At 71.0% G+C, this 22,904-nt stretch carries 18 protein-coding genes and 1 pseudogene; 12 read left to right on the top strand and 7 right to left on the bottom strand.

All coding sequences use genetic code 11. From position 1 onward, the window contains the following. Window positions 1-63: 63 nt before the first annotated feature. Window positions 64-1,617: a ricin-type beta-trefoil lectin domain protein gene (locus ACZ4MH_RS27175; protein WP_351593588.1), complete on the top strand. Its 1,554-nt coding sequence runs from the start codon at window positions 64-66 to the stop codon at window positions 1,615-1,617. Between the two features lie 143 nt (window positions 1,618-1,760). Here ACZ4MH_RS27175 and ACZ4MH_RS27170 read toward each other — a convergent pair whose 3' ends face one another. The 4 genes from ACZ4MH_RS27170 to ACZ4MH_RS27155 all read right to left on the bottom strand — a co-directional run bounded on the left by ACZ4MH_RS27170 (window position 1,761) and on the right by ACZ4MH_RS27155 (window position 8,337). Then, on the bottom strand, window positions 1,761-2,741 hold the full coding sequence (locus ACZ4MH_RS27170; RefSeq protein WP_351593635.1) for a Yip1 family protein: 981 nt from the start codon (window positions 2,739-2,741) through the stop codon (window positions 1,761-1,763). Between the two features lie 157 nt (window positions 2,742-2,898). Further along, the gene (locus tag ACZ4MH_RS27165; RefSeq protein WP_351593591.1) at window positions 2,899-4,359 is read right to left on the bottom strand and encodes an FG-GAP repeat protein; all 1,461 of its coding nucleotides are present in this window, start codon (window positions 4,357-4,359) and stop codon (window positions 2,899-2,901) included. A 193-nt stretch (window positions 4,360-4,552) separates the two neighbouring features. Further along, window positions 4,553-5,878 carry an FG-GAP repeat domain-containing protein gene (locus tag ACZ4MH_RS27160; protein ID WP_351593594.1) on the bottom strand — a complete coding sequence of 442 codons (1,326 nt, stop codon included), beginning with the start codon at window positions 5,876-5,878 and terminating at the stop codon, window positions 4,553-4,555. Between the two features lie 191 nt (window positions 5,879-6,069). Then, a complete protein-coding gene (locus tag ACZ4MH_RS27155; RefSeq protein ID WP_351593596.1) occupies window positions 6,070-8,337 on the bottom strand; it encodes a heterodisulfide reductase-related iron-sulfur binding cluster in 2,268 nt (755 codons plus the stop codon). 425 nt (window positions 8,338-8,762) lie between these two features. On the opposite strand from ACZ4MH_RS27155, the gene dnaK reads away from it, so the two are divergent. From dnaK to ACZ4MH_RS27135, 4 genes are read left to right on the top strand one after another with little or no spacing between them, the layout of a single operon-like run. Next, the gene (dnaK, locus tag ACZ4MH_RS27150) at window positions 8,763-10,619 is read left to right on the top strand and encodes a molecular chaperone DnaK (RefSeq protein WP_351593599.1); all 1,857 of its coding nucleotides are present in this window, start codon (window positions 8,763-8,765) and stop codon (window positions 10,617-10,619) included. Next, window positions 10,616-11,263, top strand: coding sequence for a nucleotide exchange factor GrpE (grpE, locus tag ACZ4MH_RS27145; RefSeq protein WP_351593602.1), 648 nt, complete (start codon window positions 10,616-10,618; stop codon window positions 11,261-11,263). The genes dnaK and grpE overlap by 4 nt, the downstream gene beginning before the upstream one ends. A gap of 39 nt (window positions 11,264-11,302) precedes the next feature. Further along, complete coding sequence (dnaJ, locus tag ACZ4MH_RS27140) at window positions 11,303-12,481, top strand: molecular chaperone DnaJ (protein WP_351593605.1); 1,179 nt, start codon at window positions 11,303-11,305, stop codon at window positions 12,479-12,481. A gap of 2 nt (window positions 12,482-12,483) precedes the next feature. Then, window positions 12,484-12,942, top strand: a complete 459-nt coding sequence (locus tag ACZ4MH_RS27135) for a heat shock protein transcriptional repressor HspR (RefSeq protein ID WP_030259115.1) — start codon at window positions 12,484-12,486, stop codon at window positions 12,940-12,942. Window positions 12,943-12,953: 11 nt separating this feature from the next. Here the strand turns inward: ACZ4MH_RS27135 and ACZ4MH_RS27130 are convergent, their stop codons facing one another. After that, entirely contained in the window at window positions 12,954-13,358 is a 405-nt protein-coding gene (locus tag ACZ4MH_RS27130; protein ID WP_351593608.1) for a hypothetical protein, read from the bottom strand. A gap of 81 nt (window positions 13,359-13,439) precedes the next feature. Continuing rightward, window positions 13,440-13,844 (bottom strand): PPOX class F420-dependent oxidoreductase, encoded by a 405-nt coding sequence (locus tag ACZ4MH_RS27125; RefSeq protein ID WP_351593611.1) that lies wholly within the window; start codon window positions 13,842-13,844, stop codon window positions 13,440-13,442. A 196-nt stretch (window positions 13,845-14,040) separates the two neighbouring features. Here ACZ4MH_RS27125 and clpB point away from each other — a divergent pair, with 196 nt between their 5' ends. The 4 genes and pseudogenes from clpB to ACZ4MH_RS27105 all read left to right on the top strand — a co-directional run. Further along, the gene (gene clpB / locus ACZ4MH_RS27120) at window positions 14,041-16,683 is read left to right on the top strand and encodes an ATP-dependent chaperone ClpB (RefSeq protein ID WP_351593614.1); all 2,643 of its coding nucleotides are present in this window, start codon (window positions 14,041-14,043) and stop codon (window positions 16,681-16,683) included. 105 nt (window positions 16,684-16,788) lie between these two features. Then, window positions 16,789-17,319: a YbjN domain-containing protein gene (locus ACZ4MH_RS27115; protein WP_351593616.1), complete on the top strand. Its 531-nt coding sequence runs from the start codon at window positions 16,789-16,791 to the stop codon at window positions 17,317-17,319. A 279-nt stretch (window positions 17,320-17,598) separates the two neighbouring features. Further along, the gene (locus tag ACZ4MH_RS27110; protein WP_351593619.1) at window positions 17,599-18,120 is read left to right on the top strand and encodes an MFS transporter; all 522 of its coding nucleotides are present in this window, start codon (window positions 17,599-17,601) and stop codon (window positions 18,118-18,120) included. A gap of 41 nt (window positions 18,121-18,161) precedes the next feature. Further along, window positions 18,162-18,326 (top strand): annotated as a pseudogene (locus tag ACZ4MH_RS27105) (LysR family transcriptional regulator); the annotation flags it as partial. A 258-nt stretch (window positions 18,327-18,584) separates the two neighbouring features. Here the strand turns inward: ACZ4MH_RS27105 and ACZ4MH_RS27100 are convergent. Continuing rightward, complete coding sequence (locus ACZ4MH_RS27100; RefSeq protein ID WP_351593622.1) at window positions 18,585-19,778, bottom strand: pyridoxal phosphate-dependent aminotransferase; 1,194 nt, start codon at window positions 19,776-19,778, stop codon at window positions 18,585-18,587. 156 nt (window positions 19,779-19,934) lie between these two features. Here ACZ4MH_RS27100 and ACZ4MH_RS27095 point away from each other — a divergent pair, with 156 nt between their 5' ends. The 3 genes from ACZ4MH_RS27095 (at window position 19,935) to ACZ4MH_RS27085 (ending at window position 22,893) form a co-directional block, all read left to right on the top strand. Then, window positions 19,935-20,234, top strand: coding sequence for a hypothetical protein (locus tag ACZ4MH_RS27095; protein ID WP_467754735.1), 300 nt, complete (start codon window positions 19,935-19,937; stop codon window positions 20,232-20,234). A gap of 338 nt (window positions 20,235-20,572) precedes the next feature. Next, on the top strand, window positions 20,573-21,091 hold the full coding sequence (locus tag ACZ4MH_RS27090) for a DUF2617 family protein (RefSeq protein WP_351593624.1): 519 nt from the start codon (window positions 20,573-20,575) through the stop codon (window positions 21,089-21,091). 98 nt (window positions 21,092-21,189) lie between these two features. Beyond that, window positions 21,190-22,893, top strand: coding sequence for a polyamine aminopropyltransferase (locus tag ACZ4MH_RS27085; protein ID WP_351593627.1), 1,704 nt, complete (start codon window positions 21,190-21,192; stop codon window positions 22,891-22,893). Window positions 22,894-22,904: the final 11 nt, after the last annotated feature.

Raw genomic sequence — 22,904 nt, 5'->3', positions numbered from 1 at the left:
TGTTCCGCCGGTGTCTACCTACGAGTAGAACCGGCGGTAACAGCAGACCGGAGGGGAGGCCCAATGGTGCGTGCGAGACGAGGGCGGCGGCTGGTGACCGCGGCCGCCGCCGTGATGGTGCTGACCGGTGGTGTGACCGCCGCCGGTACGGGGACGAGCGTGGCGGCCCGGCCGTCGGCCGGGGCCACGGCCGCGGCGGCCACTGCGGACAGCAAGCCGCTGCCGCCCGAGCTGGAGAAGATCAGGGCCCAGGAGGCCACCGGGCTCTACGGTGACCCGGCCGAACGCCCGATGGGGCAGCGCAAGACCTCGCTGATCTCGCTGGGCGACAGCGAGATCTCGGGCGAGGGCGTCGGGACGTACGAGCCGGGCACGAACGGCCCGGACAACTGGTGCCACCGGTCGCCGGACGCGGCCGTCCACCGGACCGGCATCGCCGCGGACGTGACGTACAACGTGTCGTGCTCGGGCGCGTACACCGGGAACATCAAGGCCGGCGGCAGCAAGCAGTACGCCGATGAGCTGGTGCAGAGCGACAGCCTGGCGATCAAGGCCAGGAACACCCGGCTGAAGATGGTCGTGCTGGTGGCCGGGGCCAACGACGACCTGCAGTTCGGGCCGGTGATGACGGACTGCGTCACGCGCTGGCTGCTGCTGCAGGGGACCTGCGAGCCCAAGTACGCGCCGGGATGGCAGGCGCGGGTCGACGGGCTGGTGCCGAAGGTCGAGCAGACCGTCGGTGACCTGCGGACGGTGATGCGGGACGCCGGGTACGCGGACGGCGACTACCGGCTCGTGGTGATGGGATACCCGAGCCCGATCGGGCCGGACATCGAGGACAACCCGAATTACCCGGGAAAGCTGCCGGGCGGTTGCACCGGGTACACCTCCGACTCGGCGTGGGGGCGCAACGCGGCGGTCCCCGCCTTCGAGAAGGGGATGCGGAAGGCGGCCCGCGAGTCGGGCGCCGTGTACCTGGACACCTCGCGGCTCTTCCACGGGCACGAGGTGTGCATGGAGGACCCCTGGGCGCGCGGCCTGTACGTCGACGTCTCCCACCCCTTCCCGCCGGACGCCAACTCCGTACGCCAGTCCTTCCACCCGAACGCGCGCGGGCACGCCGCGTTCGCGTCCTGCCTCACCCAGCTCTACGCCTCCGGCCTGCGTGAGGCGTCCTGTGCGGACCCGGCGAGCACCGGGAAGCCCGAGCTGTACGCGGGGGCCTGGGACGACGCCTACCGGCCGCTGAAGAACGCCGGCACGGGAAGCTGTGTGGACGCGACCGGCGGCAGTTCGCGCAACGGCACGGCCGTCGGCGGCTGGGACTGCAAGGACCAGCGGAACCAGGGCTGGTGGTACGACAGCGGCCGGCGGTCGGTGCATGTGGAGCTGACGCAGGACCGGTGCCTGGACGTGCCCGGGGCGAAGTACGAGGCCGGGGCCGGAGTGGTGCTGTGGAACTGCTCGGACGCGGCCAATCAGCGGTTCGTGAAGGACGCGGGGTCGCAGACCATCCGGCCGGAGGCGGCCCGGGAGCTGTGCCTGACGCTGGCCTCGGCGACGGACGCGGTACGACTGCAGAAGTGTGACGGGTCGGGCGCGCAGCGTTTCACGTGAAACAGCCGCGTGAGCACGCGATGACACAGCGTTTCACGTGAAACAGCTTGAGATCAGCGCCAGTTGATATGCAGCAGGGCCCCGTTCCGTCCGGAACGGGGCCCTGCCTCAGGATGTGTCGCCGGCGTGGGCGGTGATGCCCGCTACAGCGTGCCCAGCTTCACCAGGGCGAGCAGGGCGACCAGTTGGATCGCGGAGGCGCCCAGCGCCTTGGGCCAGGGCAGGTCGTGCGACCTGCGGACCATGGTGGTGAAGAGGTAGGCGGCGGCGAGCCAGGTCATCCAGCCGAGGACCTGGACGAGCGTGCTGTCGCCGCCCAGGAACATCGCGAAGAGCAGTCGCGGCGCGTCCGTGATCGACATGATCAGCATGGACAGGCCGATGGTCGGCTGCCACGCGCCGTCGCCGCCGAGCTGCCGGGCGAGCGTGTGGGTCACCGCGCCCAGGATCAGCCCGCCGATGACGAACATCACGCCGGTGATCAGCACCCACGGGATGCTCTGGGAGAGCGTGGCATTGAGCACGTCCTCGCGGGCGGCGTCGAAGCCGAAGACCGCGAGCAGGCCGTAGACGAAGGTCACGACGAGGGCCGGGCCCCACACCGCGTAGTCGCGCATCCGCCAGAAGGTCTGGTCGGGCTGCCGGACGATGCCGGTCAGCAGCTGCTTCCACGGCAGGCGCGGAGCGGCGGGCGGGACCGCCGACTGGCCGGCGTGGTACGTACTGCCACCGCTGTACTGGCCGTTGTCGTACTGGCCACCGCCGTACTGGTCGTCCCCGTACGCGTCCGGCGCGTCGCCCAGACTGAACTGCTGGGTGTGGCCCGGTGCGTCCGCGCGGGCGTTGCCGCCGCCGTAGGGCGGCTGCTGCGGGGCGTGCCCCGGGTCGCCGAAGTACTCGGGCTCGCCGTGCGGGCCGGCGCCCTGAGCGCCGCCGTGGGGAGCCTGCTGCTGCCACTGTCCCTGTGCGGGGGGCGGCGCCTGCCGGCCGTACGGCGCCTGCTGCTGACCGTACGGCGCCGGTGCTCCGTACGGAGCAGGCCGACCGTGCGGAGCCTGCTGACCGTACGGGGCCTGGCCCTGCTGCCCCTGCTGCGCGGTGCGGGAGTTCCGTCCGCGACCCATCCTGAATCCAGCCACGCTTCGAACGTACCTGGTCCCGGCGGGTCGCAGGCGGGAGAGAGCGGACAGGACGGGCATTGCTGCCGACCTGTGACATCCCCTAGGGGAATCCCGGCGGGGCGGCCGCGGGCCGCGCGCAGGGGCCGAGCGGGGTCCGGAGTCAGCCCGTGAGGACGGCGCCGAACTGCGGCCGGCCGGTGGTCGGTACGCCCACCGCGCCCGGCGTCACCGAGCGGGCGCCGGCGGTGCCGATGCGGGTGCCGTCGGACGGCAGCGAGACGACCGCGCCGTTGCCGTCGTTCTCGTAGCTCGCGCCCACGGACAGGTCGGCCTTGCCGTCGCCGTTGATGTCGGAGAGGAAGACCTCGGTGCCGAAGAGGTCATTGTCCTCGGACGCGCCGGGCACACCCGGGGTGTCCTGATGGAAGTACTGGACGCCATGGGTGGTGTCGATGCCGGACGCGGAGCCGCGCAGCACGGTCACCGAGCCGGTGTCCGTGACGCCGTCGATGTCCTCGCCCGCCGCACCGATCGCCAGGTCCTGCCGGCCGTCGCCGTCGATATCGCCGAGGGAGACCTCGTAACCGAAGCTGTCGCCGTTCTCGGAGCCGCCCGGGACCGCGCCGGACTCCTGGGTGATGGTGTCCATCCGGCTGGTGGGGCCGCTCGCCGAGCCGTAGATGACGTTGACCTTGCCGCCCTTGGTGGTGCCGGGCGCGGGGCTGGCGTCCCAGTGCATGCCGGTGACCAGGTCGCCGTAGCCGTCGCCGTCCGTGTCACCGATGGCGGTGATGAAGCCGGCGGGCAGCTTGCGCGCCGCGGAGCCGGACGGGCCGGCGGCCGAGCCGGGCAGGTAGTAGTTGGCGTTGTAGTAGTTCTCGCCGTCGTCCGCGGCGTTCTGATAGCCGTTGGCGACCAGGTCGGTGCGGCCGTCCGCGGTGACCTCGCCCGCGGTGAGCTGGAAGATGCCGGTGTCGGAGCCGCTGAGGATCGGCAGCGTGACCGCCGACTTCGACGCGGAGACGCCTGCCGAGGTGAAGCCGCCCTTGAAGACGCGCAGCGTCGCGGCGCTCGTACCGACGGCCAGGTCGCCCTTCTTGTCCCCGTCGAAGTCGCCCGCGGCGAGCGCCATGCCGAAGCGGTCGTGCTTGGTCGGGGCCGGGTCGGGGACCGTGGCGGCGCGCGATATGCCGCCGGCGGCGCCCCACAGGATCTGTACGGTGCCGCCGTCGGTGTCGCCCGAGACGTCCTCGTACGGGGCGGCGACGGCGAGGTCCGCGTACCCGTCGGAGTTGAAGTCGCCGGCCGAGACGGCCTCGCCGAACATGTCGTCGGTCTCCGCCGCACCCGGAACCCCGGCGGTGTTCTGGGTGAAGGTGGCGTGCCGGGCGGCGGACACGCCGTCGGCCGCGCCGTACAGGACGGTGACGGCGCCGGCGTTCCTGTGGCCCCCGACGGTGGCGGCGGGCGCGGCCACGGCGAGGTCGCGGTAGCCGTCGCCGTTGAAGTCGCCCTGCAGGCCGCCGGCGGCGGCCGCGGGGCCGGTGGAGAGGGTGAGCAGACCGCCGGTCAGGGCCACCGCCGCCGCAGTGGCCAGGGCCGTACGAAGGTGCTTGGGCACGCTGTTCTCCTGCTGCATGCGGGATGCGGGCGCATCCCGTCCGAATGAGTGCCGACCGCCGCGCGGCACCGGGCATTCGCCGGGGATTGGGCGGCAGTTGGGCGATCAGGAGACCTGCGAGAGGGCCGGAGGGTTGCATGCCGGACGTCTCCCGTCCGCGGGCCCCGGCGCACTCACTCGGCAAAGGCCGCCGTCACTCGGCGAAAGCCGCCGTGCTGAAGGAGACCGCGGGCCGCTCGGCGAAGCCCGACGCCGTTCCGCGGTGCACCGTGACCGCGTCCCGGCCGCCCGAGCGGGTGAGGAGGACCAGGTCGGCCCGCCCGTCGTGGTCGTAGTCGGCCAGCCGGAGCACCGCCGCGCGTGCGGCGGCGGGCATACCGGGGACCTTCGGCACGGCCTGCTCGCGGTCCGCGCGCAGGCCGGCGGCCGACCCCAGGAGGAGCACGGGGCGCGCCGCATCACCCGACACGACCAGGTCCGTACGGCCGTCGCCGGTCACGTCACCGGCGGCCACCGACCGCCCCGCCACCGGAACCGTGGCGCTCCGCGGGGCCGCCGTGCCGACGCCGTACCGGACGGCGAGCCGGTCGCCCCCGGCCACCACCGCGTCGGCCGCCGCCCCGCCGTCGAACCGCCCGAACGCCACGTCGTACCCGGCCGGCAGCGCGGCCCCCGCCGCGTCCGGCCCCCGCGCGCCGCCCAGCGCGAGCCGGCCCGGCGCGCGGCGGCCCGGCGCCCCGGACCGTACGAGCAGGTCGTCGGCGCCGTCCCCGTCCACGTCGACGGGCGCCGGCAGCCCGGCGAGCGCCGTGCCGGGGATGTCCAGCGGCGCGCCGGCTCCCTTCGGCGCGCCCGCGCGCGTGAACGGGCCGCGCAGGAAGCTCGCCCGCGGCCCGGACGCGGTGACCGCCAGGTCCTGCGCGCCGTCCCCGTCGAAGTCGCCGCAGACCGGCTGGTCGGGCCACTCGTTGCCGAATCTCGCGCGGTCGGGGATGCGCAGCTTCACGGCGCGCGCGGCGAGTCCTTCCGGGGAGCCGAAGAGGATCTGTACGGGGACGGGCGGGCGGCCCCGGCCGTCGTACGGCGGGTCGGTGCTGACGACCAGGTCGGTGAAGCCGTCGCCGTCCAGGTCGCAGGCGGCCTCTGCGTCGAAAACGGCCGGTACGACGCCGTCCGTGGGCGCCGCGTGCCGGGCCGGGGTGAGGAGCCGTCGTACGGCCGGGTCGAGGCCGTGATCGGAGCCGTAGACGATGCCGATACCGGGGTCGTCGTCGTGGCTGTCGTCGGTGTTGAGCAGCGTGTCGAGTACGAGGTCGGGGTGGCCGTCGCCGTTGAAGTCGTCGGCCTTCTCGCTGCCCTTGCCGTGCGGGACGGGCCGTACCGGAAGGCCGGACGCGGCGTGGTGGGCGGTCGTCCGCGCGCCGCCGCCCGCCGGGAGCATGCCGCAGCCGGCCGCCAGCAGTGCGCAGCACAGCCCGGCTCCCGCCGCGCGTGCCGTTCGTGATCCCCGGTACCGCACTTCGCCCCCCAGCGCCCCATCCGTATCCGGCGCCTCATGGTCGCACGGACATACGTCATGGGCCCGCACGTTCGTCCGGTTCCATCCGGTTCCGGACACAGGAGTACAGAGGGTTCCGGACACGGGCGCGCAGACGACGACGGCCGGCCCCGCGGGGTGCGGGACCGGCCGTCAACAGGACGTACAGCGGGTTACTTCACCGGCTCCGGCTCCGGCTCGTCCGCGGGCTCCGCCTCGCCGGCCGGGTCGGCCGGGGTCCTGACGGAGTCCAGCAGCAGCTGGGCCACGTCGACGACCTGGACGTTCTCGCTGACCTTGCCATCGTTCTTCTTGCCGTTGACCGAGTCGGTCAGCATGACGAGGCAGAAGGGGCAGGCGGTGGAGACGATGTCCGGGTTGAGGGACAGGGCCTCGTCGACGCGCTCGTTGTTGATGCGCTTGCCGATGCGCTCCTCCATCCACATGCGGGCGCCGCCGGCGCCGCAGCAGAAGCCGCGCTCCTTGTGGCGGTGCATCTCCTCGTTCCGCAGGCCCGGCACCTTGGCGATGATCTCGCGCGGCGGTGTGTAGACCTTGTTGTGGCGGCCCAGGTAGCAGGGGTCGTGGTAGGTGATCAGCCCCTCGACCGGGGTGACGGGGGTGAGGCGGCCCTCGTCGATGAGGTGCTGCAGCAGCTGCGTGTGGTGGATGACCTCGTACTCGCCGCCCAGCTGCGGGTACTCGTTCGCGATCGTGTTGAAGCAGTGCGGGCAGGTCGCGACGATCTTCTTCTTGGACTTCGGCTTCTTGGTCGACTCGTCCTCGTCGTCCTCGCCGAAGGCCGCGTTCAGCGTGGCGACGTTCTCCGCGCCCAGCTGCTGGAAGAGGAACTCGTTGCCCAGACGGCGCGGCGAGTCACCGGTGCACTTCTCGTCGCCGCCCATGATGGCGAAGTTGACGCCGGCGATGTGCAGCAGCTCCGCGAAGGCCTTGGTGGTCTTCTTGGCGCGGTCCTCCAGGGCACCGGCACAGCCGACCCAGTACAGGTAGTCGACCTCGGTGAGGTCTTCGACGTCCTTGCCGACGACGGGGACCTCGAAGTCGACCTCCTTGGTCCAGGCGAGGCGCTGCTTCTTGGCCAGGCCCCAGGGGTTGCCCTTCTTCTCCAGGTTCTTGAGCATCGTGCCCGCCTCGCTGGGGAAGCTGGACTCGATCATGACCTGGTAGCGGCGCATGTCGACGATGTGGTCGATGTGCTCGATGTCGACCGGGCACTGCTCCACGCAGGCGCCGCAGGTGGTGCAGGACCACAGCACGTCCGGGTCGATGACGCCGTTCTCTTCGAGGGTGCCGATCAGCGGGCGTTCGGCCTCTTCCAGAGCGGACTTGGGCACGTCGGCCAGCTGCTCGGCGGTCGCCTTCTCGTTGCCCTCGGCGTCCTTGCCGCCGCCGGCGAGGAGGTACGGCGCCTTGGCGTGCGCGTGGTCGCGCAGCGCCATGATCATGAGCTTGGGGGAGAGCGGCTTGCCGGTGTTCCACGCGGGGCACTGCGACTGGCAGCGGCCGCACTCGGTGCAGGTGGAGAAGTCCAGCAGGCCCTTCCAGGAGAAGTGCTCGATCTGGGAGACGCCGAACTGGTCGTCCTCGCCCGGGTCCTCGAAGTCGATCTCCTTGCCCTCGCTGGTCATCGGCTGCAGCGCGCCCAGCGCGACATCGCCGTCGGCCTCGCGCTTGAACCAGATGTTGGGGAAGGCCAGGAAGCGGTGCCACGCGACGCCCATGTCGGTCTTGAGCGCGACGGTGATCATCCAGATGAAGGACGTCGCGATCTTGATCATCGCGAAGAGGTACGTCAGGTTCTGCAGCGTGCCGACGCTCAGCCCCTTGAAGGCCGCGACCAGCGGGTATGAGGCGAAGTACGCGGCCTCGTAGTGCTCGACACCGTGCTGGGCGCCCTCCAGGGCGTGCAGCGTCACGATGCAGATGCCGACGATGAGGATGACGCCCTCGACGAAGTACGCCTGCCCGAAGTTGGAGCCGGAGAAGCGGGACTTGCGGCCCGCCTTGCCCGGCTTGCTCAGCTGCCGGATGACGATCAGTACGAGGATGCCGATCGTGGTCAAGGTGCCCATGCCCTCGACGAACATCTCCCACGGCAGCCAGCTGCCGATGACCGGCAGCAGCCAGTCGGCCTTGAAGAGCTGGCCGATGGCGTTGGCGATCGTCAGCAGCAGCGAGAAGAAGCCCACCGCGACGAACCAGTGCGCGACGCCGACGACGCCCCAGCGGTTCATCCTGGTGTGGCCGAGGAATTCCTTGACCACCGTGACGGTGCGCTGCGTGGGGTCATTGGTCCGTGAACCGGCGGGTACGGATTGTCCGAGCCGCATGTAGCGGTAGATCTGCACAATGGCGCGGCCGAACAGTGCGACGCCGACCGCGATTAGGACCAGCGACACGATGATCGCGGCGAGTTGCATGGGTGGCTCCTCGGGCCTGCGTGAGCGGGTTCTTCGGTGGTCTGTCGGTACTACTAAGCAGTAACTTAGTTAATCCCTCCGAGATTACCCACTATTCAAGCCCGGCTGTACCGGGTGCGGCGGTGATCTGCGTCGCTGAGGGTCGCCTAAGGGTGTCGTAAAGCCCGCCCCGCCCGTGCGTACGCGACACGCCGGAGATGCGGCGGCCGCCCGTGAGAGGGAGGGTGGGGGTGTCGATGACGTGCCCGTCGCACCCCGGGCGCTTCCCCTCCTGGTCTTCCGTGCCGCTGTGACCTGCGCAAACGCTGTGGTGCGCAGATCTTCGGCAGGAGAGTTGAGTGGCTATGGCTCAGGTCCTTTGACAGGGCCGGATCTCTGGTGCACCCTTGAGCCAGTTCCACTCAATGTCAGCTGGAGGAATCGAAATGGCACGTGCGGTCGGCATCGACCTGGGCACGACGAACTCCGTCGTCAGTGTTCTCGAAGGCGGTGAGCCCACCGTCATCACCAACGCCGAGGGCGCCAGGACCACGCCGTCCGTCGTCGCTTTCGCCAAGAACGGTGAAGTGCTCGTCGGCGAGGTCGCGAAGCGCCAGGCGGTCACGAACGTCGACAGGACCATCCGGTCGGTCAAGCGCCACATGGGCACCGACTGGTCGGTGGACGTCGACGACAAGAGCTTCAACCCGCAGCAGATCTCCGCGTTCATTCTGCAGAAGCTGAAGCGCGACGCGGAGTCCTACCTCGGCGAGAAGGTCGCGGACGCGGTCATCACCGTCCCGGCGTACTTCAACGACTCCGAGCGGCAGGCCACCAAGGAGGCCGGCGAGATCGCGGGCCTGAACGTCCTGCGCATCGTCAACGAGCCCACCTCCGCGGCGCTGGCGTACGGCCTGGACAAGGACGACCAGACCATCCTGGTCTTCGACCTCGGTGGCGGTACCTTCGACGTCTCGCTGCTGGAGATCGGCGACGGCGTCGTCGAGGTGAAGGCGACCAACGGCGACAACCAGCTCGGTGGTGACGACTGGGACCAGCGCGTCGTCGACTACCTGGTCAAGCAGTTCCAGAACGGCCACGGCGTCGACCTGGCCAAGGACAAGATGGCGCTCCAGCGCCTGCGCGAGGCCGCTGAGAAGGCGAAGATCGAGCTGTCGTCCTCCACCGAGACGACGATCAACCTTCCCTACATCACCGCCTCGGCCGAGGGCCCGCTGCACCTGGACGAGAAGCTCACGCGCTCGCAGTTCCAGCAGCTCACCAGCGACCTGCTCGACCGCTGCAAGACCCCGTTCCACAACGTCATCAAGGACGCCGGCATCGAGCTGTCCGAGATCGACCACGTGGTCCTGGTCGGCGGTTCGACCCGTATGCCGGCCGTCGCCGAGCTCGTCAAGGAGCTGACCGGCGGCAAGGACGCCAACAAGGGCGTCAACCCGGACGAGGTCGTCGCCATCGGCGCGTCGCTGCAGGCCGGTGTCCTCAAGGGTGAGGTCAAGGACGTCCTCCTGCTGGACGTCACCCCGCTGTCCCTCGGTATCGAGACCAAGGGCGGCATCATGACCAAGCTCATCGAGCGGAACACGACGATCCCGACCAAGCGTTCGGAGATCTTCACCACCGCCGAGGACAACCAGCCCTCCGTGCAGATCCAGGTCTACCAGGGCGAGCGCGAGATCGCGGCGTACAACAAGAAGCTCGGCATGTTCGAGCTGACCGGTCTGCCGCCGGCCCCGCGTGGCGTCCCGCAGATCGAGGTCTCCTTCGACATCGACGCCAACGGCATCATGCACGTGACCGCGAAGGACCTGGGCACGGGCAAGGAGCAGAAGATGACCGTCACCGGCGGCTCCTCGCTGCCGAAGGACGAGGTCGACCGCATGCGCGAGGAGGCCGAGCGCTACGCGGACGAGGACCACAAGCGCCGCGAGGCCGCCGAGACGCGCAACCAGGGCGAGCAGCTCGTCTACCAGACGGAGAAGTTCCTCAAGGACAACGAGGAGAAGGTCCCCGCCGAGGTGAAGACCGAGGTCGAGACCGCCGTCGGCGAGCTGAAGGAGAAGCTCAAGGGCGAGGACACGGCCGAGATCCGTACGGCCACCGAGAAGGTCGCCGCCGTCTCGCAGAAGCTGGGCCAGGCCATGTACGCCGACGCCCAGGGCGCGCAGGCCGCGGGCGGTGCCGAGGGTGCCGCCGACGGCGAGCAGGCCAAGGCCGAGGACGACGTCGTCGACGCCGAGATCGTGGACGACGAGAAGCCCAAGAAGGACGGTGCCGCGTGACGGAGGAGACCCCGGGCTTTGACGAGAAGCCTGACGTCCCCTCCGACGCCGCAGCCCCTGACGATGCGGCGCAGGGCGCCGGGTCCGCCGACAAGGCGGGCCCGGCCCCGGCCGGGGACGCGAATCAGGACGTCGGCCTGACGGCACAGCTGGACCAGGTGCGCACCGCGCTCAACGAGCGCACGGCGGACCTCCAGCGCCTGCAGGCCGAGTATCAGAACTACCGCCGGCGGGTGGAGCGGGACCGCGTGACGGTCAAGGAGATCGCCGCGGCGAACCTCCTGTCCGAGCTCCTGCCGGTCCTCGACGACATCGGCCGGGCTCGTGAACACGGCGAGCTGGTCGGCGGCTTCAAGTCGGTCGGCGAGTCGGTGGAGACGGTCGTGGCCAAGCTCGGCCTGCAGCAGTTCGGCAAGGAGGGCGAGCCTTTCGACCCGACGATCCACGAGGCGCTCATGCACTCGTACGCACCGGACGTCACGGAGACGACGTGCGTTGCGATCCTGCAGCCGGGGTATCGGATCGGCGAGCGAACGATTCGCCCCGCGCGGGTGGCGGTCGCCGAGCCCCAGCCGGGGGCCCAGGCCGCCAAGTCCGAGGAGCAGGCGCCGGACGAGGAGAGCGGTGGCCCGGACGAGGGCTGACGTGAGAAGCAGGACAGTACGGGAGGAGGGACGTCGGGGATGAGCACCAAGGACTTCGTCGAGAAGGACTACTACAAGGTTCTCGGCGTCCCGAAGGACGCCACCGACGCCGAGATCAAGAAGGCGTACCGCAAGCTCGCCCGGGAGAACCACCCGGACGCGAACAAGGGCGACACCAAGGCCGAGGCGCGCTTCAAGGAGATCTCCGAGGCGAACGACGTCCTGGGCGACCCCAAGCGCCGCAAGGAGTACGACGAGGCGCGGGCGCTGTTCGGCAACGGCGGCTTCCGTCCGGGTCCCGGCGGCGCCGGTGGCGGCAGCTTCAACTTCGACCTGGGTGACCTCTTCGGGGGCGCCCAGGGCGGAGCGGGCGCCGGCGGCTTCGGCGGCGGCCTCGGGGACGTCTTCGGCGGCCTGTTCAACAGGGGCGGCGGTGCGGGCACGCGTACGCAGCCCCGCCGCGGCCAGGACATCGAGTCCGAGGTGACGCTCAGCTTCACCGAGGCGGTGGACGGGGCCACGGTCCCGCTGCGGATGTCCAGCCCGGCGCCGTGCAAGGCGTGTTCCGGTACCGGCGACAAGAACGGCACCCCGCGGGTCTGCCCGACCTGTGTGGGTACGGGCCAGGTCAGCCGGGGCGCGGGCGGCGGCTTCTCGCTCACCGACCCGTGCGCCGACTGCAAGGGCCGCGGCCTGATCGCCGAGGACCCCTGCGAGGTGTGCAAGGGCAGCGGCCGCGCGACGAGTTCGCGCACGATGCAGGTGCGCATCCCCGCCGGCGTCTCCGACGGGCAGCGGATCCGGCTGCGCGGCAAGGGCGCCCCGGGCGAGCGCGGCGGGCCCAATGGCGATCTGTACGTCGTCGTGCACGTCGACACGCACCCGGTGTTCGGCCGCAAGGGCGACAACCTCACCGTCACCGTGCCGGTCACCTTCCCGGAGGCCGCGCTCGGCGGCGAAGTGAAGGTGCCGACCCTGGGCGGGCCGCCGGTCACCCTGAAGGTTCCGGCAGGCACGCCGAACGGCCGGACGATGCGTGCCCGCGGCAAGGGCGCGGCGCGCAAGGACGGCACCCGGGGCGACCTCCTGGTCACCATCGAGGTGGTCGTGCCCAAGGACCTCGGCGACAAGGCGCGCGAGTCGCTGGAGGCGTACCGCGAGGCGACCGCGGGTGAGGACCCGCGATCGGAGCTCTTCCAGGCCGCGAAGGGAGCTTGATGATGGACAGTCGGGGCGGGCGGCGCAGTCGTAACCCCTATGAACTGACCGACGAGTCACCGGTGTACGTCATCTCCGTCGCGGCTCAGCTCTCCGGCCTGCACCCGCAGACACTGCGCCAGTACGACCGGCTCGGCCTGGTCTCACCGGACCGTACGGCCGGGCGCGGTCGGCGCTACTCGGCCCGCGACATCGAGCTGCTCCGCCAGGTGCAGCAGCTGTCGCAGAACGAGGGCATCAACCTCGCCGGCATCAAGCGCATCATCGAACTGGAGAACCAGGTCGCGGCGCTCCAGCAGCGCGTCGCCGAGCTGCAGAGCGCGGTGGAGGGCGCCGCCGCCGCCATCCAGCAGCGGGAGGCGGCGGTGCACGCCAGCTACCGCCGTGACCTGGTCCCGTATCAGGACGTGCAGCAGACCAGCGCGCTGGTCGTGTGGCGCCCGAAGCGGACGTCCGAGTAACGCCCGCCGCCTCAGCGGCCGTTGTAACCGGCCGTGGGCATCGACAGCCGGCGGTGCACGTGGGACTTCATGGCCGAGGTGTAGACCGGCTCGGCGAGGTCGACGGTCTCCAGCCGGACGCCGGCCGCGGCGCAGCGGGCGGTGAAATCCTCGGCGGAGTCGACGGCGTTCTCCAGGGTGCGGCGGTTCGGTACGACGAAGACATCGACCAGGCCCGCCTCCACGTCCTGCCACAGGGCGCAGTGATCGGCGCGCAGGTGGTGCAGGCTCAGCCGCCAGATGAGGCGGTAGTCGCGGTCCGCGGCCCACTGCGAGCACATCTCGTGCTGGCCTCGGTCGTCGACCAGGAACGGATCGTCGTCCAGCTCGGACAGCGGCATCAAGCACGCGATCGCCGTCACTCGCACCGCATTCATCGTGCCCCCCGGGACCTGACGACTGTGGGGGTGACGATACCCCTGTGGACGGAGCGGGGGCGGCGGCACCCGTCGGCGCTCTCAGGCCCGCCCGAGCATCTTCGTCACCCGGATCTCGATGACCACGCGCTCGGGGTTGGGCCGCGGCGTCCGCTCGTACCGCACGGCGTACCGCTCCTCCGCGTCCCGCACCTCCGCCTCGGCCGTACGGACCGTCGCCAGCCCCTCCAGCGTCGCCCACCGCCGCCCCTGCAGCTGGCACACCGCGACGCGCGCGCCGCCGTCGCCCCTGGCCAGGACGTTGCGGACCTTGGTGCTGCCCTTGCTCGTGATGACCCGGGCCAGGCCCTGCTCGTGGTCGTACGTCACCCCCACCGGCACGACGTGCGGCGTCCCGTCCGGCCGCATCGTGGTCAGGGTGCACACATGCCGCTCCCGCCAGAAGGCGAGGTACTCGGGGTCGGGATTCCGCAGATCTTGAGCCATGTCCGCACTGTACGTCGGGCGTACTCGCAGGAGTGGGCGGCAGGTCAGGGGGAACCCCAAGGGGCGGTGGACGGGTAAAGGTCGGCGTTTTGGGCTTGAGTGGAATAGACTCAACTTATCGCATGTTGAGCTAGGCAGGATGGCCCCCGAGGGCCGTGTAGGTGCAGGCCAGAGGCATGAGGAGGAGCGCGAGCACGTGGACGCCGAGCTGACCAACAAGAGCCGGGAGGCGCTGAGCGCCGCCAATGAGCGGGCCGTGAGCGCGGGACACGCGGACATGACCGCGGCCCATCTGCTGCTCGCGCTGCTCGCCGGGCAGGACAACGAGAACATCACCGACCTGCTGGCCGCCGTCGGCGCGGACGCCGCGGCGCTGCGTGCCGGGGCCGAGCGGCGGGTCGCCGCGCTGCCCAGCATCCAGGGCTCGACGGTCGCCCCGCCGCAGCCCGACCGCGAGATGCTCGCGGTGATAGCGGACGCGGCGCAGCGCGCCAAGGAGCTGGGCGACGACTACATCTCCACCGAGCACCTGCTCATCGGCATCGCCGCGAAGGGCGGGGCCACCGGCCAGCTGCTGGACCAGCAGGGCGCCTCGGCCAAGAGGCTGCTGGACGCCTTCGAGAAGGCCCGGGGCGGGCAGCGGGTGACCAACGCCGACCCCGAGGGCACATACAAGGCGCTGGAGAAGTTCGGTACGGACTTCACCGCGGCCGCGCGCGAGGGCAAGCTCGACCCGGTCATCGGCCGGGACCAGGAGATCCGGCGCGTGGTGCAGGTCCTCTCGCGGCGTACGAAGAACAACCCCGTGCTGATCGGTGAGCCCGGCGTCGGCAAGACCGCCGTCGTGGAGGGGCTCGCGCAGCGCATCGTGAAGGGCGACGTGCCCGAGTCGCTGCGGGACAAGCGGCTGGTCGCGCTGGACCTCGGCGCGATGGTCGCGGGCGCGAAGTACCGCGGTGAGTTCGAGGAGCGGCTGAAGACCGTCCTGGCGGAGATCAAGTCCAGTGACGGGCAGATCATCACGTTCATCGACGAGCTGCACACGGTCGTGGGTGCCGGGGCAGGCGGCGACTCCGCGATGGACGCGGGGAACATGCTCAAGCCCATGCTGGCCCGCGGCGAGCTGCGGATGGTCGGCGCGACCACGCTGGACGAGTACCGCGAGCGGATCGAGAAGGACCCGGCGCTGGAGCGGCGCTTCCAGCAGGTGCTGGTCGCCGAGCCGACCGTGGAGGACACGGTCGCGATCCTGCGCGGCCTCAAGGGGCGCTACGAGGCGCACCACAAGGTCCAGATCGCGGACTCCGCGCTGGTCGCCGCCGCCACCCTCTCCGACCGGTACATCACCTCCCGCTTCCTGCCCGACAAGGCCATCGACCTGGTGGACGAGTCGGCGTCGCGGCTGCGCATGGAGATCGATTCGTCTCCGGTGGAGATCGATGAGCTGCAGCGGTCCGTCGACCGGCTGCGCATGGAGGAGCTGGCGCTCAAGAACGAGACCGACGCGGGCTCCGTGCAGCGCCTGGAGAAGCTGCGCAAGGACCTCGCGGACAAGGAAGAAGAGCTGCGCGGGCTGACCGCACGCTGGGAGAAGGAGAAGCAGGGCCTGAACCGCCTCGGCGAGCTGAAGGAGAAGCTCGACGAGCTGCGCGGCCAGGCCGAGCGCGCCCAGCGCGACGGCGACTTCGACACCGCGTCGAAGCTGCTGTACGGCGAGATCCCGGGCCTGGAGCGGGAGCTGGACGAGGCCGCGGCCGCCGAGGCCGAGCAGGAGGCGTCCAAGGAGTCGATGGTCAAGGAGGAGGTCGGCCCCGACGACATCGCCGACGTGGTCGCCTCCTGGACGGGCATCCCGGCGGGGCGGCTGCTGGAGGGCGAGACCCAGAAGCTGCTGCGCATGGAGGATGAGCTGGGCAAGCGGCTGATCGGGCAGACCGAGGCCGTGCGCGCGGTGTCGGACGCGGTGCGCCGTACGCGTGCCGGGATCGCCGACCCCGACCGCCCGACCGGCTCGTTCCTCTTCCTCGGCCCGACCGGCGTCGGCAAGACCGAGCTGGCCAAGGCGCTCGCCGACTTCCTCTTCGACGACGAGCGGGCGATGGTCCGCATCGACATGAGCGAGTACGGCGAGAAGCACTCCGTCGCCCGGCTGGTCGGCGCGCCTCCCGGCTACGTCGGGTACGAGGAGGGCGGCCAGCTGACCGAGGCCGTGCGCCGCCGCCCGTACAGCGTCGTGCTGCTGGACGAGGTGGAGAAGGCCCACCACGAGGTCTTCGACATCCTGCTCCAGGTGCTGGACGACGGACGGCTCACGGACGGCCAGGGCCGGACGGTGGACTTCCGCAACACCATCCTCATCCTGACCTCCAACCTCGGCTCGAACTTCCTGATGGACCCGCTGCTGAAGGAGGAGCAGAAGAAGGAGAAGGTACTGGAGACGGTCCGCTCCGCCTTCCGCCCGGAGTTCCTGAACCGGCTGGACGACACGGTGGTCTTCCACCCGCTCGGCACGGACCAGCTCCAGCGGATCGCGCGGATCCAGCTCGCCCACCTGCAGAAGCGGCTCGCCGACCGGCGGCTCACGCTGGACGTCTCCGACGCGGCGCTGACCTGGCTGGCCTGGCTCGGCCAGGAGCCGGTGATCGACAAGCCCGAGCAGTCGCAGCCGGACCTGTCCTACGGCGCCCGGCCGCTGCGTCGCCTCGTCCAGACCGCCATCGGCGACCAGCTCGCCCGGGCGATCCTGGCGGGCGACATCCGCGACGGCGACACCGTACGGGTGGACGTGGACGGCGACCACCTGTCGGTGACGGCGGAGCGGGAGCCGGCCGCGGTCTGACCCCGTCCTTCGCTGTACGCGCAGCTGCTGACCCGCCCCGTCCGCTTGCCAGGACGGGGCGGGTGTGGGGGAGGATGGCGGGGACCATACGAAGGGACTTCCACGGTGACTATCGACCCGTCCTCGATTCCGAATTTCGGGGGCCAGCCCGAACAGCAGCCGACCGGGCCTGAGGGGCCGATCGTGCCCGATCAGGACCTGGTCAAGCAGCTCCTTGACCAGATGGAGCTGAAGTACGTCGTCGACGACGAGGGCGACCTCGCCGCCCCGTGGGAGCAGTTCCGCACGTACTTCATGTTCCGCGGCGAGGAGGAGCAGCAGATCTTCTCCGTCCGGACGTTCTACGACCGCCCGCACGGCATCGAGCTCAAGTCGAAGCTGCTGGAGGCGATCGACGACTGGAACCGCCGCACCCTGTGGCCCAAGGCCTACACCCACACCCACGACGACGGCACGGTCCGTCTGATCGGTGAGGCATCGATGCTGGTCGGCACCGGCGTCTCGCTGGAGCACTTCGTCTCCAGCACGGTCAGCTGGATCCGCGCGTCCATCGAGTTCGACAAGTGGCTCGTCGAGCAGCTCGGCCTGGAGGCCGACATCGACGGTGACACGAAGAAGCCCGACGACGAGGCGTGAGCCCGTTACGACGGTTCTGCGGAAGGGCCCCGGAGCACAGCGCTCCGGGGCCCTTCCGTATGCGGGCGCGGCGTCCCGGCGGGGAACCGGGGACGCGGGGGCGCGGGACGTGGCGGGGCGACGCATCACGATTCGTGATCGGTGCCGGATCGGATTGCGTCTTGGACGGCCCCTGGGGCGGTGCTGGACTTGAGCCATCGAGGCCCCGCCCCTGAGACCCCGCCCTTGAGAACCTGCCCTTGAGAACCTGCCCTTGAGACAAGGAAGTTGTCCGTTGTCATGAAGACCGCAGTGGCGGGCAACCTCACCTCCCGCACCCTGCTCCGCAAGCGGCCCGTCAACCGGCTGCTGTGGACGGGGCACGGCTTCTTCTTCGCCGGCGCGCTGATGATGCTGGCCCTGGGGCTGAGCGGGGCAGGCAGGCCCTGGGGGCTGCTGGTGCTGGTCTTCATGCCGGTGATGACCTTCGGCAACGGCTTCCTGCTGCCGCTGTCGATGAGCGCGGGCGTGACGAGTTTCCGCTCGACCGCCGGCTCGGCCTCCGGGCTGATGGGCGCGCTCCAGTTGCTGGGCGCCTCGCTGGGAATCCTCCTTTCCAGCCGGCTGCCGGCCGGTGACCTCTTCGCGCTGGGATGGTTCGTCATCGGCGCCTCGGCGGTGGGCATCGCGGCCTTCGCGTTCTTCTTGTCTATGGCGGCGCGGCAGGCGGCGGCGACGGAATCCGCTGTCGTACCGGAGCCCGTTATGGAGCCCGTTACGGATGGCCGGGACGCCGATTTGCAGAAAGCTGCCGTCGGATAAATGAACGCGGCGGGGATCGCCCGCAGGAAAAGGGGGATCCTGTGGAACTGCGTCAGATTCAATACTTTTGCGGTGGCCGAGGAGCTGCATTTCGGCAGAGCGGCCGAACGACTGCACATAGGCCAGCCGGCGGTGAGCCAGTGCAGGTGCGCCAGCTGGAGCGCGAACTGCGCCCCCAGCTCTTCGACCGCTCCGGCCGCACCGTCTCCTCCCGCCGGATCGCGCTGCTGCCGCTCGACGGCGCGCCCGTCACCATCCGGATGTCCCTGGCACTGCGCGAGAACGCGGATCCGGAGCGTCGGGAATTGCTGGCGGTGGCCAGCGCGGAGCTCCGCAGGAGGATTGCGGGTGAAGAATCGGTGGTTGCTGGAGGATGAAAAGGTAAGCCCGGAGAGGGGGGTCCCGCTGAACGAAAAATGTGAATTCTCTTTTCGGTCCGCCGCATCGTCGCGGCCGGACCCGGCTCACAGCCGCTGGAGGCGTGACACCGCGTCCCGCAGGACCTCGTCCTTCTTGCAGAAAGCGAAGCGGACGAGGCTGCGGCCCGCCTCCTTGTCGTCGTAGAAGACGGAGTTCGGCACGGCGACCACGCCGCAGCGCTCGGGCAGCCCGAGGCAGAAGGCCAGGCCGTCCTTCTCGCCCAGGGCCGTGATGTCGGTGGTGACGAAGTACGTACCGCTCGGCCGGAAGACCTGGAAGCCGGCCTGCGCCAGCCCGTCGGACAGGATGTCCCGCTTGCGGCGCAGGCCCTCCCGCAGCCCGTGGAAGTAGCCGTCCGGCAGCGCGAGCGCCTCGGCGACCGCGTACTGGAAGGGGCCCGCCGAGACGTAGGTGAGGAACTGCTTGGCGGAGCGGACCGCGCCGACCAGCTCGGGCGTGCCGGTGATCCAGCCGACCTTCCACCCGGTGAAGGAGAACGTCTTGCCCGCGCTGCCGATGGTCACCGTGCGCTCGCGCATCCCGGGGAAGGACGCCATCGGCACGTGCTCACCCTCGAACACCAGGTGCTCGTAGACCTCGTCCGTGACGACGAGGAGGTCGCGCTCGCAGGCCAGTTCGGCGATGGCGGCCAGCTCGTCGCGGCTGAGCACCGTGCCGGTGGGGTTGTGCGGGGTGTTGAGGAGGATGAGGCGGGTGCGGTCGGTGACGGCGTCCCGCAGCTCGTCCAGGTCGAGGCGATAGCGTCCATATGCGGCTCCGCCGCGTGGAGCCTCCCCGGGAGAGGGGCGCAGAGTGACCGGCACGCGCTTGGCGCCGGCCAGCGCGATGCACGCGGCGTAGGAGTCGTAGTACGGCTCCAGCGCGATCACCTCGTCACCGGGCTCCAGCAGCGCCAGCAGCGACGCCGCGATGGCCTCGGTGGCGCCCGCGGTGACCAGTACTTCGGTGTCGGGGTCGTACGGCAGGCCGTACCAGTGCTGCTGGTGCGCGGCGACGGCGGTGCGCAGCTCGGGAATGCCGGGGCCGGGCGGGTACTGGTTGCCGTGGCCGTCGCGCAGGGCGCGCACCGCCGCCTCACGGACCTCTTCGGGGCCGTCGGTGTCGGGAAATCCCTGGCCGAGGTTGATGGCGCCGGTCCGTACGGCGAGCGCGGACATCTCCGCGAAGATCGTCGTACCGAATTCGGCCAGGCGGCGGTTGAGCAGCGGTCGTCCCATGGCCGCCATCCTGCGCCGAACCTCTGGAGTTCCTCAACTCCGCTTTGAGATCAACGAGGCCGGGCATCTGACCCGCACGCAAGAAAGCTTGCTCTGAAAAGCGGGCTCTGACGTAAGGAGTGCCTCGCTTCGGGGGAACGGAAGGAGCGTGAGGCAGTGAGTGGTTTTGTGATCTTCCTGGTGATATGCGGCGCGGTGGCGGCCGTGGTGTGGCTGGTGTCGCGCGCGGCGGCTAACGAGTCGCCCAGCGGCCGGATGCGGAAGGCGGCGCGCGGCGGCACGGTGTCCGGGGGCAGCTGGTGGGCCGGCGACGGGGGTTCGCCCAGCGGTCACCACCACGGCGGGCACCACGGGGGCGGACATCACGGGGGCTGCGGTGGCGGCTCGTCGTGCGGCGGTGGCTCGTCGTGTGGTGGCGGCGGCGGTGGCGGCTGCGGTGGCGGCGGGGGCTCCTGAGCGGAATTCCCGCGCGTCCCGCGCCCTCTGCGCGGCGGCACGGCGGTGAACATGCATACGGCCCATGCCTCTTCGCATATGCGCCCGGCGGTTCTCAACAACCGTCGGGCGCAAGCCTGTTGAACAACTGAACTGGGAGGCCCTCTGAGGGATGGAAACCCCACGAAGATGGGTAAAAAGGCTGTGGGCCCCGCGAGTTTCATGATTCCCTCTCTTGTGAGAATCCACCAGTTCTCGGACCCCACGTGGTCACGAGCCGGCAGCCGGTAAGTCGTATCCCTGGTCCTCCTCCGGGGCGGGCCGGCCCACCATCCACTGCGTGCTTGCGGAGCCGACCCATGCTCACCACCATCAAGACCGCCTACACCGACACCCGCGCGGCCGACCTGGCCTGGGCACTCGGCCGCGAGCCGCTGCCCGCCCTCGCCGTCCTCGACCTGCAACTGGAAGACGTCAAGGTCCAGTTGCGGCTGCTCGGCGCCTCGCATCAAGTGCTCCTGGAGGAGGAGCACGGGAGCTGCTCGGAGACCGTGGCGTGCATGCCCGGCAGCAGCACCCCGCTCCCCCTCGGCGTGGCGAAACGCATCGGCGACTGGGAGTACGAATTCGCCGCCCATGTGGAGACGCTCTCCCGCGGCTCGTTCGCGGGCCGGGCGCAGGAGTTGCTCGCACTGGTGGCCGAGCATCCGTACGGACTCGCCGGCACGTTCCCCGGCGCGCCGCACGCGTTCACCGCGATGCTTGCGCAACGGGAGAGCGGCCAGGTGCGCTGGCGCACCTGGCACGCCTACCCCCAGGAGGGCCGGCTGGTGGCGACCCGTACGCGCGTGGGAGTGCGGGCGGTGGCGGCGCTGTGAGCGGGCGCGCGGAAGCGGCCCGGCGTCGTCCCCGCGCGAAGCCAATGCGCTCTTGTGGGTGACGAGGCGCGACCGGGCCGTCACGTAGCGTTCGCAACATGATCGATCCGCCAGCGGCCCTCACCTCCGGCCCCCGCAAGCCGCCGGAGATCGTCAGGCCACCACGGCTGCCGGTGCCCGCCGGGCTCGGCCGGCTGCTCGTCCTCACGGTTGTCTTCCTCTGCGCCGCCTGCGGACTGGTGTACGAGCTGGAGCTGGTCGCCCTCTCCTCCTACCTGGTGGGCGACTCCGTGACGCAGGCGTCCGTCGTGCTCTCCGTCATGGTCTTCGCGATGGGCGTCGGCTCGCTGCTGGCCAAGCGGCTGCGCTGCCGGGCCGCGGTCGGCTTCGGCGCGGTCGAGGCGGCGCTGGCTCTGGTCGGCGGGGTCTCGGCGATGGCGCTGTACGCGTGCTTCGCGTGGCTCGGCCAGTCCCGGCCCGCGCTCGTCGGCTTCTCGCTGGTGATCGGCGTGCTCATCGGCGCCGAGGTCCCGCTGCTGATGACGCTCATCCAGCGCGTCCGCAACCAGGACGCGGGCGGCGCGGTCGCCGACCTCTTCGCGGCGGACTACGTGGGCGCCCTGGTCGGCGGCCTCGCCTTCCCCTTCCTGCTGCTGCCGCTGCTCGGACAGCTGACGGGCGCGCTGGTCACGGGCGGGGTGAACGCGGTGGCGGGCGGCGCCCTCGTCCTCGGCCTGTTCCGCCGCGACCTCTCCATACGGGCACGCCGGTCACTGCTGGCGGCCAACGCGCTCGTCCTCGTGGTCCTCGTGGCGTGCACGGTGCTGGCAGGGCCCTTCGAGGCGGCCGCGCGCAAGGCGGTGTACGGCACGGAACCACGGGTCGCCGTGCAGACGGACGTACAGGAAGTCGTGCTGACCGGTGGCACGGGCGGCACGGGCGGTGCCGGGCGCGCGGGCCGGGGCGCCGGGCGTACGGGGGCGCCGCTCGCGCTGTATCTGGACGGCCGGCTGCGGGTCAGCGCGCGGGACGAGTTCCGCTACCACGAAGCGCTGGTCCACCCGGCGATGGCGGGCGGGCCGCACGGCCGGGTGCTGGTGCTCGGCGGCGGCGACGGGCTCGCCGTACGCGAGCTGCTGCGCTACCCCGACGTCGACTCCGTCACCGTCGTCGAGCGCGACAGCGGCCTGGTCCGGCTGGCCCGCACCGACCCCGGCCTCGCCCGGCTCAACCGCCGCTCGCTCGACGATCCGCGGGTCCGCGTGGTGACCGCCGACGCCTTCGACTGGCTGCGCCGGGACGCCCGGCGCGAGGTGCGCAGGGACGGCCCGTACGACGTGGTCCTCTCCGACCTGCCCGACCCCAACATCACCGCCGGCACCAAGTTCTACTCCCAGGAGTTCTACGGCCTCGCGGCCCGGGTGCTGGCCCGGGACGGGCGGCTCGCGGTGCACGCCGGGCCGCCGCGCGTCCGGCCGCGCAGCTTCTGGACGGTCGAGGCGACGCTGCGCGCCGCGGGCCTGCGCACCGTCCCGTACCGGATGCCGGGCCGCCCGCACGCCTTCTCGGGCGGGCCCGACCGGGGCGCGTCCGGCACCGGCCGCGCCGACCCGCGGACCGTCCGGTACTGGGGCTTCCTCCTGGCGGGCCGCAGCACGCCGCAGCTGGGGCTCCCGTCCGCCGCGCCGCCGCTGCGCTCCCTGACCCCCGCCCTGCTCCGTTCCGGCCACCGCGCGCTGGCCCGTACGCGCCTTCCCGGCCTCCCGCCGTCGACGCTCGTGCGGCCGCGGTACGGCGGGTGAGGCGGCGGGGC

The sequence above is a fragment of the Streptomyces sp. NPDC026301 genome, from assembly GCF_055567935.1.
The sequence above is the reverse complement of the archived record's forward strand: the minus strand, read 5'-3'. Positions and strand labels throughout refer to the sequence as shown.